This is a genomic window from Staphylococcus rostri (assembly GCF_002902145.1).
Taxonomy (GTDB): Bacteria; Bacillota; Bacilli; order Staphylococcales; family Staphylococcaceae; genus Staphylococcus; species Staphylococcus rostri.
This window is the reverse complement of sequence record NZ_PPRF01000050.1, coordinates 1-13,717: the sequence shown is the minus strand read 5'-3', so window position 1 is coordinate 13,717 and position 13,717 is coordinate 1. Positions and strand designations below refer to the sequence as shown.

At 39.2% G+C, this 13,717-nt stretch carries 12 protein-coding genes; 2 read left to right on the top strand and 10 right to left on the bottom strand.

All coding sequences use genetic code 11. From position 1 onward, the window contains the following. Positions 1 to 481 precede the first annotated feature (481 nt). The 4 genes from pepF to spxA all read right to left on the bottom strand — a co-directional run bounded on the left by pepF (position 482) and on the right by spxA (position 5,156). Positions 482 to 2,293 (bottom strand): oligoendopeptidase F, encoded by a 1,812-nt coding sequence (pepF, locus tag CD122_RS07995; RefSeq protein WP_103358467.1) that lies wholly within the window; start codon positions 2,291 to 2,293, stop codon positions 482 to 484. A gap of 73 nt (positions 2,294 to 2,366) precedes the next feature. Continuing rightward, positions 2,367 to 3,326 carry a competence protein CoiA gene (locus CD122_RS07990; protein ID WP_103358466.1) on the bottom strand — a complete coding sequence of 320 codons (960 nt, stop codon included), beginning with the start codon at positions 3,324 to 3,326 and terminating at the stop codon, positions 2,367 to 2,369. Positions 3,327 to 3,448: 122 nt separating this feature from the next. Next, positions 3,449 to 4,153: an adaptor protein MecA gene (locus CD122_RS07985; protein ID WP_103358465.1), complete on the bottom strand. Its 705-nt coding sequence runs from the start codon at positions 4,151 to 4,153 to the stop codon at positions 3,449 to 3,451. Positions 4,154 to 4,760: 607 nt separating this feature from the next. Further along, the gene (spxA, locus tag CD122_RS07980) at positions 4,761 to 5,156 is read right to left on the bottom strand and encodes a transcriptional regulator SpxA (RefSeq protein WP_044360477.1); all 396 of its coding nucleotides are present in this window, start codon (positions 5,154 to 5,156) and stop codon (positions 4,761 to 4,763) included. A 315-nt stretch (positions 5,157 to 5,471) separates the two neighbouring features. On the opposite strand from spxA, the gene trpS reads away from it, so the two are divergent. After that, on the top strand, positions 5,472 to 6,464 hold the full coding sequence (gene trpS, locus CD122_RS07975; RefSeq protein WP_103358464.1) for a tryptophan--tRNA ligase: 993 nt from the start codon (positions 5,472 to 5,474) through the stop codon (positions 6,462 to 6,464). 55 nt (positions 6,465 to 6,519) lie between these two features. Here the strand turns inward: trpS and CD122_RS07970 are convergent, their stop codons facing one another. The 6 genes from CD122_RS07970 to opp3b form a co-directional block, all read right to left on the bottom strand. After that, positions 6,520 to 7,068: a DUF4256 domain-containing protein gene (locus CD122_RS07970; RefSeq protein ID WP_103358463.1), complete on the bottom strand. Its 549-nt coding sequence runs from the start codon at positions 7,066 to 7,068 to the stop codon at positions 6,520 to 6,522. 128 nt (positions 7,069 to 7,196) lie between these two features. Further along, entirely contained in the window at positions 7,197 to 8,861 is a 1,665-nt protein-coding gene (locus CD122_RS07965) for a peptide ABC transporter substrate-binding protein (protein ID WP_103358462.1), read from the bottom strand. Positions 8,862 to 8,881: 20 nt separating this feature from the next. Beyond that, the gene (locus CD122_RS07960) at positions 8,882 to 9,820 is read right to left on the bottom strand and encodes an ABC transporter ATP-binding protein (RefSeq protein ID WP_103358461.1); all 939 of its coding nucleotides are present in this window, start codon (positions 9,818 to 9,820) and stop codon (positions 8,882 to 8,884) included. Then, positions 9,821 to 10,894 carry an ABC transporter ATP-binding protein gene (locus CD122_RS07955; RefSeq protein ID WP_103358460.1) on the bottom strand — a complete coding sequence of 358 codons (1,074 nt, stop codon included), beginning with the start codon at positions 10,892 to 10,894 and terminating at the stop codon, positions 9,821 to 9,823. Positions 10,895 to 10,908: 14 nt separating this feature from the next. Then, positions 10,909 to 11,970 carry an oligopeptide ABC transporter permease gene (gene opp3C, locus CD122_RS07950; RefSeq protein WP_103358459.1) on the bottom strand — a complete coding sequence of 354 codons (1,062 nt, stop codon included), beginning with the start codon at positions 11,968 to 11,970 and terminating at the stop codon, positions 10,909 to 10,911. Then, positions 11,970 to 12,896, bottom strand: coding sequence for an oligopeptide ABC transporter permease (gene opp3b / locus CD122_RS07945; RefSeq protein WP_103358458.1), 927 nt, complete (start codon positions 12,894 to 12,896; stop codon positions 11,970 to 11,972). Before opp3b ends, opp3C begins: the two co-directional genes overlap by 1 nt. A gap of 250 nt (positions 12,897 to 13,146) precedes the next feature. Here opp3b and CD122_RS07940 point away from each other — a divergent pair, with 250 nt between their 5' ends. Continuing rightward, positions 13,147 to 13,524, top strand: coding sequence for a DUF3899 domain-containing protein (locus CD122_RS07940; protein ID WP_103358457.1), 378 nt, complete (start codon positions 13,147 to 13,149; stop codon positions 13,522 to 13,524). Positions 13,525 to 13,717: the final 193 nt, after the last annotated feature.

Sequence of the window (13,717 nt, the reverse complement as noted above, 5' to 3'; positions counted from 1 at the left end):
TGTCGTATATATGTTAAAAAAGCCGTTAAAATTCATTTTAGAGAATTTTAACGGCTTTTTCTTAGGGAATCTGAGTGCTTATGTCCCAGCCCCGGCTTTTTCTTAGGGAATCTGAGTGCTTATGTCCCAGCCCCTTTCTTTATCATTATTCGACTGTATCTATTGTTATTGCCAATTGGATACGCGTAACGCCCCTACTTTGTCCATAATAAGTTGGGGCTTTTTATTTATACTCCTATTAATGGGATACTTTATCATCTCAAACTTGAAATTTTAAAAAACGGCATAAAAAAAACGCCGTGCTCTAACACGGCGCTAAACAAAGGGGATGGGAGAAATTTTTCACTTCAAACAAAGGGGTATGTTTGTTATGTGATTAATTTCATGCACATAATATATCATGCTCCCACATAGGTTTCAACCCTTTAACTTGCAAAAATTAAACATTTCACAATTCCGTCATATTGTAAACGAATACATTTTATAATGTGTCCATTAGGGCTTCAAAAGCATCTAATTTTTGTTCGAATACGTGTAACGCATCTTCAATTGGTTGTGGTGTTGTCATGTCGACACCAGCATTTTTCAATAACTCAATTGGATAGTTTGAGCTACCTTTTTTCAAGAATTCGTTAATATATCGTTCAACAGCTGGCTCGCCTTCTGTTAAGATTTGGTGGCTTAAGCTTTGTGCTGCACTATAACCAGTCGCATATTGATATACATAGTAATTCATGTAGAAGTGCGGAATGCGTGACCATTCTTTGCTGATGTTGTCATCTGTTTCAACAACATCGCCAAAGTATTGACGATTCAATTGTGCATACTCTTCGTTCATACGTTGTGCTGTTAATGGCTCTCCTGCTTCTTCAATCTCATGAATTTTGTGTTCAAATTCCGCAAACATTGTCTGACGGAATAATGTCGCTCTGAAACGCTCTAACTCTTGGTTCAATAATAATAAGCGACGTTTGTCATCTAAATGTTGTTCCATATAATGGCTCAACAACGCTTCATTACATGTTGACGCAACTTCTGCGACGAAAATTGAATAACCACTGTATGTTGAAGATTGGTTTTGTCTGCTGAAGTAACTATGTGCTGAATGACCAAACTCATGGACAAGTGTAAATAAGTCTGACACCGTATCTGACCAGTTCAATAAGATAAATGGGTTCGTTTGGTGCGCACCTGATGAATAGGCACCTGAACGTTTACCTTTGTTTTCGTATACGTCTACCCAGCCGTTATTCAAGCCTTCTTTTAACACATTCAAATACGTTTCACCCATTGGTGCTAAACCTTTCAACATCCACTCAACCGCTTCTTCATACGGCATATCGAATTTAATGTCTTTTACAAGCGGCGTATACATATCGTACATTTTCAAATCATCAATACCTAATAGCTTTTTGCGTAATTCTGTATATCTGTGCAATAACGGTAAATATTTGTGCACAGTCGCTACTAAATTATCGTACACCGCTTCAGGTATGTAGTTGTTGCTGAGTGCTTGTTCACGTGCAGTTTTATAGTTGTGTGAGCGGGCGTTAAAGACGTGCTTCTTCACTTCCCCTGCTAACGTTGCACTTAATGTGTTGTTATACGCACCATACGCTTTATAGACGTTCTCATACACTGATTGACGTAATTGACGATCATCTGACTCTAAATACTTAATGAACGTTCCTTGTGTCAATGGATGCTTATTACCGTCTTTGTCAGTAACATCTTCAAATGTTAAATCTGCATTATCAAACATACTGAATACATTACCTGGTGTTGATAACGCATCTTGTGCTTCTGTTAGCAACTTCTCTTTGTCTGCATCCAACACATGCGGGCGTTTATGATTAACCATTTCTAACGCGAATGCATAGTGTTTCAAGCCTTCATGTTCATCTAAAAATGATTGAATTTTTGCCTCATCAATTTGTAGTAATTCAGGTACTAAAAAGCTCCACGCTGAACTGAAACGAATGATTAATTGATGTGCGCGTGACTCTAATCCTGTATAGTGAGCATTGCCTGTATCTTGGTCTTGTTTTAAATGTGCATAGACATAGACAGACTCTAAGTCCGCTTCAATCTCATCTTGTAATCGTAATGCTTGGTATAACGTTTCTGCGCTATCACCTAAGTGCCCTTTAAATTGCGCTTCTTCACCAATGCGGTTAGAAACCTGTTCAAAAGCCGCTTCCCACGCTGCATCGTCTTTAAAAATTGTCGTTAAATCCCATGTGTGATTCGGAAACTTCTGTTCTTGTTCTTCTCGTGTTCTTTGATTTGTCATACTTTTCCTCCTTAAATTATGAGATAATTAATACTATTTTCTCATTTTCAGCTAAAAAAAGCACATGATAGACTTATAATTTTAGAATTTTTCTGTAGCGTAGCACTAATTGCCTAATGATTTGTTTTCTCGAAACACTCCCAGTCGCAAATTGACGTACCTTTACACAGCTTTCTAATTCGTGATACGGGTTATATTGACGCATCAAAGCTTCGAATACTTTTAACTGCCATTGTACCGGATGCGTGTATACATATAACTGTTCAGGAAAAATATAGCCGGTTAACTGTACGACTTGTTCGTCCGTCAACCGCAGTTGGTACATGGTCGAAAGCGTTGGCTCATGAACACTATTTTGACGCCGACAAGCCATCAAATATTGAAAGATACGTGTGGTTGCTAACTTACGCACTGTACTCATCTCTGTAGGCGTTGAGTCGTCATCAACAAGTAGTTCGGCATAACTTAGTGATTCACAGTTCCCAACAAATTGACGCACGCTCAAGCTCATCATATGATCCAGACGATACAATTGATGCGTCGTCGGATGGATGCCATACATGACACGCCGTTCAGGCACGATGCACGCCTGTTGAAGCTGTGTTAAATAATAGCAACCTTGGCGATACTTAGGCAATAACGTCAGCCATATGACACGATACCCCGCATATGCTAATCCTTCTGTACGTTGACGCATTTGTGTGACTGCTATCGGACTGAGTTGAATTTCAATCGCATACTGTCCAACGACAATATCTGGTATTTGTTGAATATCCGAGAGATACGGTTCCAGTTGTACATCATCATAACAAGATGCTAGCGCATGAAAGATATGTGCCTTCAATTGATAATGTAATGCTGTCTCTCCCGCCCCGTGATGCTGACTGTGACGCCCATGTGCAAAATGCGCAATATTTTTACAACCTTGTTTCAAAATCACACTTTCCTTGCACATTGGACAGTAATATGGCATATCCTTCTGTGCGTGTTGCGCCATGACACGTTCCTGCTTGTCATTATAAGCTGTAAGCATAACTATCACCTCAACTTATAACACGACTCAACCATTCCAATTACTTGATCAACATCAAAATTTACACAAAAAAAAGCACACGCCAAACCGTATAGGGTCTGTTATGTGCTTAACCTTATCATCTATAATGCAAAGTAACGTTTCACTTGTTCTGTAACATTATGACTCATCACAATTTTACCGTAATCGTTAAGATACATTTCCGTCTTATCACTTAATGACGCAAATTCTAACATCTGACTATAGAAGTCATGAACTTCATCTTCCGTTACGCGTGCGTCAAAATGAACAACGTAATAATACTGTTGATCCAACATGTATAGTAAATCTTCAAAGTTCGTCAACTGTTGATCATTGCGATGTGCATACGCAATCACTGACTCCAAGTCATCAAACTTAAAGATTGCCGTTTGCGTAAGTGGTACCTGTCCACTCGACACACTTCTATGTGATGTTGTATTTTGTTTCGCTGTGCTTTTGTCTTCAGTTGTTTCGTTGTCTTTGAATGACTGTGATAACAAGTCGCTTAAATGATTATCAATCTCTTCAAATGCGTTCATTTCATCAGACATATTCATTTCTGATTCATTTTTAGATTTTGAAATCGTCACTTCAACGCCCTTTTCAAACGCATGCACTTGAATCCATAAAGGTCCTTCTGCGACAAAGTCTTCTTCTTCGTTGACTTCTTCCATCACAGACCAGAAAAATTCTTCGCCACGTTTGCGGTTCGTCCATAAATCTTCACGTCTAAAACCACGTGCTTCAATATCTGCATACGTGATAAATAGCTTCACTGTCATATCATCAATACGTTCTATTCTCATATCATCACACTCCCTTACAGTTGATGAATAGTAATCTTATTGTATGAAATCATCTTTAAAAACACAATTTTTTTGTTCGGGAGCACTACAGAAATCTTATACGCTAGTAAAGATTTCGTTGTAGTGCCCCGGCAAGGCTGACTAGATGTGTGACAAGCCAAAGCGTAGTCAGACATCAGTCAGCTACTGCCACTCATATAATTGAAGCAGTCAATGCAATAGGTAAAGTTTAAAGGTACTCTCTATTAAGGAGCAGAAATCTCATACGCTAGTAAAGATTTCGTCGTAGTGCCCCGGCAAGGCTGACTAGATGTGTGACAAGCCAAAGCGTAGTCAGACATCAGTCAGCTACTGCCAAAAGCATTAACTGCATCGTTCGGTTCTGCTCAAATCCTAAACGACTTTGTCCGAACCTCTCCTAGACACCTTTATTATAACATATTGAATATGTTTCTAAATGATATTGCCTATTACCTTCCTACCCTATCTCTCCCAAAATATAACAAAAAACAGCACGCATGCGACGCACTGTTTCAGGTCTATCCACGGACGCAATCTACCATGAATAGTGGAGTATTTAAATTAAAAAAGTGTCTTAAAAATTGAGTTAGTCTACCATACGTTGTGCTTCAAGTAATTGGAACGTACGCACTTTGCGTGGTAGGAAACGGCGAATCTCATCTTCGTTGTACCCAACTTGTAATCTTTTCTCGTCTAGGATGATTGGACGACGCAAGATTCCTGGGTTATCTTGGATGATTGTGTATAAGTCTTGAAGTGGTAATGAATCGATATCCACGTTCAACTTTTGATAAGTTTTAGAACGTGTTGAGATAATCTCATCTGTTCCATCTTCAGTCATTTTAAGTATCTCTTTGATTTCATCTAAAGTTAAATGCTCAGAGAAAATATTTCGCTCCGTATACGGAATGTCATGTTCTTGTAACCATGCTTTCGCTTTACGGCAAGATGTGCAACTTGGTGAAGTAAATAATGTTACCATACATCTCACTCTCCTAGTTTAATGAATTAAATTCATTTAGTTTTAACGTTTCATCATTGACTGCACAATATAGGGTCAACACGTTAAAGATTTTTTAGCCCTTGTCTTCTAACGCTATGATTATATTATATGAGCCGAACATTAAAATTAAATGAGAAAACAACAATTAAAAATTTTTTATTCAAATAATCAGACTTTAGTCGTATAAACTTGCCTAATCAATTGCTATTTATACCTTATCACAAATTACAAACAATTAAAATACTGTTATAATAGGAAAAAGAATATCCATGATAGAAAGTAGGCCTTTTAATTATGAAAACATTATTTTCCGGTATCCAGCCAAGTGGTATCCCAACATTAGGAAACTATATCGGTGCGCTTAAACAATTTGCCGATATCCAAGACGACTACAATTGCTTTTTCTGTATTGTTGATCAACATGCGATTACAGTGCCACAAGATCGCTTGAAGTTACGTGAACAAACACGTAAGTTAGCTGCTATCTATCTCGCATCAGGTCTTAATCCAGACAAAGTCACATTATTCATTCAATCTGAAGTTCCTGCGCATGTACAAGCAGGTTGGATGTTAACAACGATTTCATCTGTGGGTGAATTGGAACGTATGACACAATTCAAAGACAAAGCCCAAAAACAAAATGATGGTATTCCAGCAGGTCTGCTCACATATCCACCATTAATGGCTGCTGACATTGTCTTATACAACACAGACATCGTGCCGGTTGGCGATGACCAAAAACAACATATCGAGTTAACACGTAATCTTGTAGACCGCTTCAACAGCCGTTACAACGACGTACTCGTTAAACCAGATGTGCATATGCCTAAAGTCGGCGGTCGTGTGATGAGCTTGCAAGATCCAACTAAGAAGATGAGTAAAAGTGACGACAATCAGAAAAACTTTATCTCATTATTAGATGAGCCACGTCTCGCTGCGAAGAAAATTAAGAGTGCAGTGACAGACTCAGACGGTATCATTAAATACGACAAAGAAAATAAACCAGGTATCTCTAACCTGCTTACAATCTATTCAAGCTTAACAGACACACCAATTGAAGCATTAGAAGCACAATATGAAGGTCAAGGCTATGGCGCATTCAAAGGTGATTTGGCAGAAGTTGTAGAAAAATTCCTTATCGACTTCCAAGAAAAATTCAATACGTTCTATGAATCAGATCGTTTAGATGCGATTTTAGATGAAGGACGTGACAAAGCACAACGCGCGTCATTTAAAACATTGAAAAAAATGGAAAAAGCAATGGGCTTAGGCCGTAAAACAAAATAATTTTTGACGTTAAAAGAGAGGGTATCTGTTATTTCGACAGACGCCCTCTCATTTTTTAGATTTTTAACATGCCACGGAAACCTCTGGCAGCGTAATATGACTCTGCGCCGTTATGATACGTAAATACCGTGCCATAGCGATAATCACAGAATAATGCGCCACCTAAGTCACGAATATTATCCGGTGTCACAATCCAACTAGATGTTTTCTTATCAAACGTACCTAACGTCTGTAAATGGCGGTATTGCGCTTCAGTCAACAGCTCAATGCCCATCTCTGCGGCCATCTCCATCGCACTCGTTTCAAGCTTATGCTTTTTACGTGATTCCCATGCTGCGCGGTCATAACAGACACTTCTGCGACCTTTTGGACTTTCTACAGCACAATCGACAAATACGTACTGTCCGTCTTCAAAACCAATGACGTCAGGTTCCCCTTCTGTACGTTCCATTTCATATAGTGACCATAACTGTTCGTCTGCTTCACATAACTTCTGTTCAACTGCTTCCCATGCAATCCCTTCATGACGTTCTGGATATTTCTCAAAACGTTCTTTTAAAGTTGTCAGTAACATCTCTTTTTCTTCTTGCGTTAATGTTTTCATCAAAATACTCCTTTTATGTTAGTCTCTTTATCATAACAAGAGTGATCCACATTGGCGAGTCATAGAAAAAGTGAGACAAAAATCTTAGCCACATGGCAATATTTTCGTCTCACTTAATATTTTAATCGCTATTTCTCTTTCTTTTTACCAGTTTCACGATCGATGCTCTTATCGATATACGTATATTTCAACGTTGTATCGCCACCGATATTATGATACTGCAAGTTCTTCACTTGTGGGTTCGTTAAATGCGCTTCCCCTTTTTGGTAAATCGGGGCAATTGGTGCGTCATTCAACAAACGCTCTTCTGCATCAACTAACGTTTGATTACGCTCTTGTTCTTTTTGAAGTAACGGACCATTCGCTTCTTTCAACATTTGATCGTAGTCTTTATCGCTCCAACCTGTATTGTTAGATGAATTACCCGTTGTCATAATATTTAAGAACGTCAATGGGTCTGGATAGTCAGGTCCCCAACCAGAGAGTGAAATATCATAGTTTTCACTTTGTTCACGTGCAATACGTTGCTTGAACGGTAACTGTTGAATTTTAATTGTTACACCTGGAAGGTTTTGTTCAATTTGTGCTTTAATAAATTCTGCTGAAATCTTAGACGCTGGTGTATCTTCTGTATTCAGCTTAAACGTAAATGATTCTTCACCTAATGTCTTTTTCGCCTGTTCATAATGTTCTTTGGCTTTATCAGGATTATATACGAGTGGTGAATCAATTTGATCTGAGTAGTCTGAACCGTCTGGTGCTTTGGCTGTTGCTTTTGCAGTAAAGCCATCGCTCGGTGCTGAACCATTGTTTAACACAGAATCGACATATGCTTTTTTGTCAATAGATTGTGCCAAAGCTAAACGCATATCTCTATTTTTAAACGCTGGGACAGTCCCTTGATTTAACTTCAAGTAAAATGTTGAAGCTAATAAACGTTTCTTTAATGCTTCATTATCTTTATACTTTTCTACTTGTTCAGAAGAAATCGTTGTATCATCTACTGAATTCGTATCATACAATGACGCACCCGCTTGCCCATCTTTTAAGATCTTGTAGTTCACTTTGTCTAGCTTCACAACGTCTTTATCCCAATATTTGTCATTTTTCTCTAACAAAATTTTGTCTTCTACGGCCCATTCTTTTACTTTAAATGGTCCATTATATACCGCTTTCTCAGCTTTTGTACCATATCGATCGCCATATTTCTTAACGACCTTTTCATTTTGTGGCATGAATGTACCGAACGCCAACATTTCTTTATAGTATGGTAATGGCTTCGTTAATTCAAATTGTAACGTATGATCGTCTAATGCTTTCACACCTAGTTCCTTAGGCTTTTTCTTACCAGCATTAATCTCTTCGGCATTTTTCAAGTCATACATAATATACGCATATTCTGACGCTGTATCTGGGTCTAACACACGTTGCCATGCGAAGACAAAGTCATGTGCTGTTACTGGATCGCCATTCGACCATTTCGCGTCTTGTCGCAATTTGACCGTCCACGTTTTTCCATCTTCAGACACTTTTGGTTCCCCTTTCGCAACGCCCGGTTGTGCCTGATCATCGCCGTCCAAGACATACAAGCCTTCATACACTTGATTGAACTTGTCAAAGCTTACAGAATCCGTTACTTTCGCCGTATCTAACGATGACATATCTTGTGGAATTACTTTACGAAAGACTTGTCCTTTATCATCATATACCCCTTCGCCACTGCCACACGCTGATAAGACGAGTGCAGCTGCCAAGATTGGCGTGAATAGTTTCAATGTTCTCCGAGTCTTCACTTGACATTCCCCTTTCAAAGTTATGCTTGCCCTTGATATGCCGCTTGAAATTGAACCAGTTCCTCGTCAGTCGCAAACACATAATGTTCGGGTGCGACTTCTTTTAATGAACGCTGGTCATTTTTGCTGGCATCGTGTGTGTACGTAATACGTTTTCGCGTACGCTCACTTTCAGGGTCTGGTTGTGGTACAGCCGAAAGTAACGACTGCGTATATGGATGCACTGGATGATTATAAATATGGTCTGCTGTGCCAATCTCCACGATACGGCCTAAGTGCATCACCGCAATACGATCTGATATGTACTTGACCATTGATAAATCATGCGCAATAAACAAAAATGTAATGTTGCGTTCACGCTTCAACTTTTGCATCAAGTTCACAACCTGTGCTTGAATCGATACGTCTAGCGCAGAAATCGGCTCGTCTGCGATAATAAATTCCGGCTCAACCGCCAAAGCACGAGCAATACCGATACGTTGACGCTGACCGCCTGAGAATTCGTGCGGATAGCGGTTGGCATGACTTTTACGAAGACCAACTGTTTCTAACAAGTCATACACACGTTTCTTGCGGTCACGACGATCTGTCGCCAGCCCGTGAATATCAATCCCTTCCGCCACAATATCCATCACTTTTAAACGCGGATTCAGTGAAGCATATGGATCTTGGAAAATCATTTGAATCTTCTTATTAAACTTCAATAATTCTTTGCGTTTTTTAATTTCCTGTATGTTAACCCCTTCGTATAGCACCTTGCCATCTGTCACATCGTTCAATTTGATAATGGCTTTGCCCGTTGTTGATTTACCAGAACCAGATTCACCAACGAGTCCAAATGTTTCCCCTTTATAAATATCGAACGAAATATCATTAATCGCGCGGACTTCATTCGCCTTCCCCGCATTAAAGTATTGTTTTAAGTTCTGTACTTCTACAAGTTTCTCCCTGTTTCCCATTTAAAACGACACCCTTTCTACACGTTCTGGTTTGTCGAAGTTATTTGGCATATTGCGTTGTTTACGCTTAACGATTTCTGGTGGCTCTACTTTAGGTGCACGTTCATCTAACAACCAAGAACGCACATAATGTGTCGGTGAAACGCCGAACCATGGTGGTGCTTCTTTAAAGTCAATCGCTAACGCATAACTGCTACGTGGCGCAAAGGCATCTCCTTTTGGTGGATGTACCAAATCAGGCGGTGTACCAGGAATCGCTAACAACTCGGTATCGCCTTCCGTTTCTAAATTTGGCATAGACGATAGCAAGCCCCATGTGTATGGATGACGTGGGTCGTAGAAGATTTCATCAACGTTACCCGTTTCAATCATCTGACCGCCATACATTACCGCAACACGGTCTGCCACGTTTGCTACGACACCTAAGTCATGGGTGATGAAAATAATCGCCGTATCAATTTTTTGTTGTAATTCTTTCATCAAGTCTAAAATTTGTGCTTGCATCGTTACGTCTAAAGCTGTCGTCGGTTCATCCGCAATTAAAATTTTCGGTTCACATGCCAACGCTAAAGCAATAACGATACGTTGACGTTGCCCACCTGAAAATTGGTGTGGATACGCATTAAAACGTTCCTCCACGTTTTTTAAGCCAACGAGTTCCAACAACTCAATCGCACGTTTTTTCGCCTCTGCCTTACTGAGTCCAATATGTTTAATAATCGGCTCCATGACCTGTTTACCAATTTTCATCGTTGGATTCAGTGATGTCATCGGATCTTGGAAAATCATCGAAATTTCTTTTCCACGCAACTTCATCAATTCTTTTTCCGGCTTTTGCGTCAAATCTTCGCCATCAAAAATAATTTGGCCTTTTTTAATTCTGCCAGTCGGCCCTTGAAAGAGCTTCGTAATGGCTTTCGTTGTGACAGACTTCCCAGAGCCTGATTCTCCAACGATTGCCAGCGTCTCTCCTTTATTCAAATAAAAATCAACGCCTCGAACTGCCTGCACTTCCCCTGCCGTAATATCAAAGGAAACATGCAGGTCCTTCACTTCTAAAATATGTTCAGACATGGTAACTTCCTCCTTTATTTACGCATCTTAGGGTCAAATGCATCGCGTAGACCGTCACTAAATAGATAGAAAAATAAGATTAATAAACTTAACACAACAGCTGGAATAAATAGCTCGTGTGGGTGAATCAATAACATCGCACGCCCTTCATTCACAAGCGAACCGAGTGATGTTTGCGGTGCTGGTACACCAATACCGATAAAGCTTAAGAACGCCTCGAAAAAGATTGCGTTTGGCACGGTAAACATAGATGTTACGATAATTGCACCTAATGTGTTCGGTAAAATATGCTTAAATATTAATTTCAAATCTGATGTTCCGAGTGTACGTGAAGCCAATACGAATTCTTGATTTTTCAACTTCAAAAACTCGCCTCGAACGACACGACTCATACCAATCCATCCGGTAATTGTCATCGCTAAAATAATCGTCCAAATTGATGGCTCAAAAATTAAAACGAATAAGATTACAACGATAAGTGTTGGAATAGACGAGATAATCTCAATAACACGCTGCATAATGTCATCAACACGACCACCGAAATAGCCGGAAATCGCACCGTAAATCACACCGATAAAAATATCTAATACTGCGGCTACGAAACCGATGAACAATGATACTTGTGCCCCTTGCCAAGTACGCGTCCATAAATCACGTCCTAGTTGGTCTGTTCCGAACCAAAAGTTTTCTTTCACATTTGCTTTATCATACGCATTGCCGTCTACACCTGAACCGTCGAATGGTAAGAATGGTACTTTATCGAGTACAGCAACTTTAGGTGGTAAGTTACGACGTTCCACATCTTGTTCTGCATAACCGTGGCTGTTCATCATTGGTCCGATAATCGCTAAAATCAAAATGATTAACAGCCCAATCATACCGATAACTGCCAACTTATTGTGCGTCAACTGTGTCCATGCGTCTTGCCAGAATGTTCGCCCTTCACGTTGTAACGCTTGCTGATTCAGATCAGGTTCTCCTGTACGAACAAAATCTTCATGCATCACACCCGTTGTTTGTGCCATTGTTGCACCTGATGGATCGTCTTGTGGTAAATGATGTAAGTCTTTCGTCATTATTTTTTACCCCCTTGTACACGAATACGTGGATCAATCAAGCCATATAGCACATCGACTAAGAAAATTGACACGATGAACAATGTACTAAACAGTAATGTAATCGCCATAATCACGGAGAAGTCATTCGTTGTAATCGAACGTACGAATTGATCCCCAAGTCCTGGCACACCGAAAATGTTTTCAATCGTTAATGTCCCTGTCAAAATACTTGCTAACATTGGTACAAGGATTGTTACGACTGGAATAAGTGCGTTACGCAGTGCGTGTTTGAAAAGTACCGCATACGTTGAGTTCCCCTTTGCTCGCGCCAATAAAATATAATCTGAACTCAACACTTCTATCATTTCTGCTCGAATGTAACGTGCGACCGTTGCCAGTACAACTGCTGATAAGGCGAGTGATGGCAAGATAGCCGTTGAGATACCTTCCCAGCCAGCAACTGGGAACCATTGCAACTTCACCGCGAAAACGTATTGTAGTAATACCGCTAATACGAATGATGGTACAGAAATAGCGATAACCGAGATGAGTGTTGCCAAGTAATCGACCCAGGTGTTTTGCCTTGTCGCTGCAACGACACCTAGAAAGACACCGAGTACGACACCAATTGCCATCGCTATTAAGCCCATTTGAAACGATGGAATGAGTCGTGGTTGAATCAATTCCCATACAGGTTGACCGTCATATTGGAAAGAATTCCCAAAGTCTCCCGTTACAACGTTCTTCATGTAGTTCGCATACTGTACTGGTAATGGATCATTCAGTCCATATTTCTCATTCAGCATAATACGCTGCTCTTCGCTCAATTTCTCATCGTTGAATGGTGACCCAGGCATTAACTTCATTAAGAAAAACGTGATGGTAATGATAATGAAGAGTGAAATCACCATGTACAACAAACGCTTAAGTGTATATTTAAGCATATGTATTTTCCCCCTTTGGTTAATTAACATTCCCTTCTAAATTTTCAGAAATATTAAAACCATTATAGTCTTTTGATATTTTATAATCAATATGTTTTTTAACTATAAATTTTTCCAACTCTAAAAAATGCTATAATAACGATATTTCAAGCTATTAAGTTTTTCTTATAAAATTTTCAAATTGCTAGTCATTAAATATTATTAGCACACAAAATTTTGTTAAAAACTTAATATTTATGAGGAGGTAAACATGAAGTTTTTTAATGTTAATACGTTGATTTACATATTTATAACACCTATCGTCACTTTAGTACTGTGGTTGACTGGTGCGCATACATGGGTGCATTTTATTAATACATTCTTTTCACTGTCACTCATTATTAGTATTTTTCTATTTATGTTGCTACTTGTACAAGAAGGTATTTTTGATGTCACAAGTTATGGGTTCCGCAAGTTTCGCTATCTAATGATGCGCAAAAAGAACCGCCAGATGTATGAGGAAGATGACTTTTATAATCCGAAAACACCTAAGCGTCAACACTATGTTGTTCAGTCATGGGTCAAGCCGTCATTACTTGTGAATACCCTCTATTTTATTCTGTCGCTTATTTTGGCATTTACGATTTAAGCGCAAAAAAACGGGGCTGGGACATAAGCACTCAGATTCCCTAAGAAAAAGCCGTTAAAATTCTCTAAAATGAATTTTAACGGCTTTTTTAATATATAAACGACAAAAACTAGCACTTATCTGGCTAGTTTTCTTATATTTACTGCCATAAGTGCGATTCCTAATTCGCATTCAACCTTTGATTGTGTGCGAA

What these genes read in the sequence shown, in the direction of transcription:
- CD122_RS07960 (WP_103358461.1), bottom strand. Translation starts at nt 9,820, where the DNA reads ATGGGAAACAGGGAGAAACTTGTAGAAGTACAGAACTTAAAACAATAC.
- CD122_RS07955 (WP_103358460.1), bottom strand. Translation starts at nt 10,894, where the DNA reads ATGTCTGAACATATTTTAGAAGTGAAGGACCTGCATGTTTCCTTTGAT.
- CD122_RS07940 (WP_103358457.1), top strand. Translation starts at nt 13,147, where the DNA reads ATGAAGTTTTTTAATGTTAATACGTTGATTTACATATTTATAACACCT.
- CD122_RS07985 (WP_103358465.1), bottom strand. Translation starts at nt 4,153, where the DNA reads ATGAGAATAGAACGTATTGATGATATGACAGTGAAGCTATTTATCACG.
- opp3C (WP_103358459.1), bottom strand. Translation starts at nt 11,970, where the DNA reads ATGACGAAAGACTTACATCATTTACCACAAGACGATCCATCAGGTGCA.
- spxA (WP_044360477.1), bottom strand. Translation starts at nt 5,156, where the DNA reads ATGGTAACATTATTTACTTCACCAAGTTGCACATCTTGCCGTAAAGCG.
- trpS (WP_103358464.1), top strand. Translation starts at nt 5,472, where the DNA reads ATGAAAACATTATTTTCCGGTATCCAGCCAAGTGGTATCCCAACATTA.
- pepF (WP_103358467.1), bottom strand. Translation starts at nt 2,293, where the DNA reads ATGACAAATCAAAGAACACGAGAAGAACAAGAACAGAAGTTTCCGAAT.
- CD122_RS07970 (WP_103358463.1), bottom strand. Translation starts at nt 7,068, where the DNA reads ATGAAAACATTAACGCAAGAAGAAAAAGAGATGTTACTGACAACTTTA.
- opp3b (WP_103358458.1), bottom strand. Translation starts at nt 12,896, where the DNA reads ATGCTTAAATATACACTTAAGCGTTTGTTGTACATGGTGATTTCACTC.
- CD122_RS07990 (WP_103358466.1), bottom strand. Translation starts at nt 3,326, where the DNA reads ATGCTTACAGCTTATAATGACAAGCAGGAACGTGTCATGGCGCAACAC.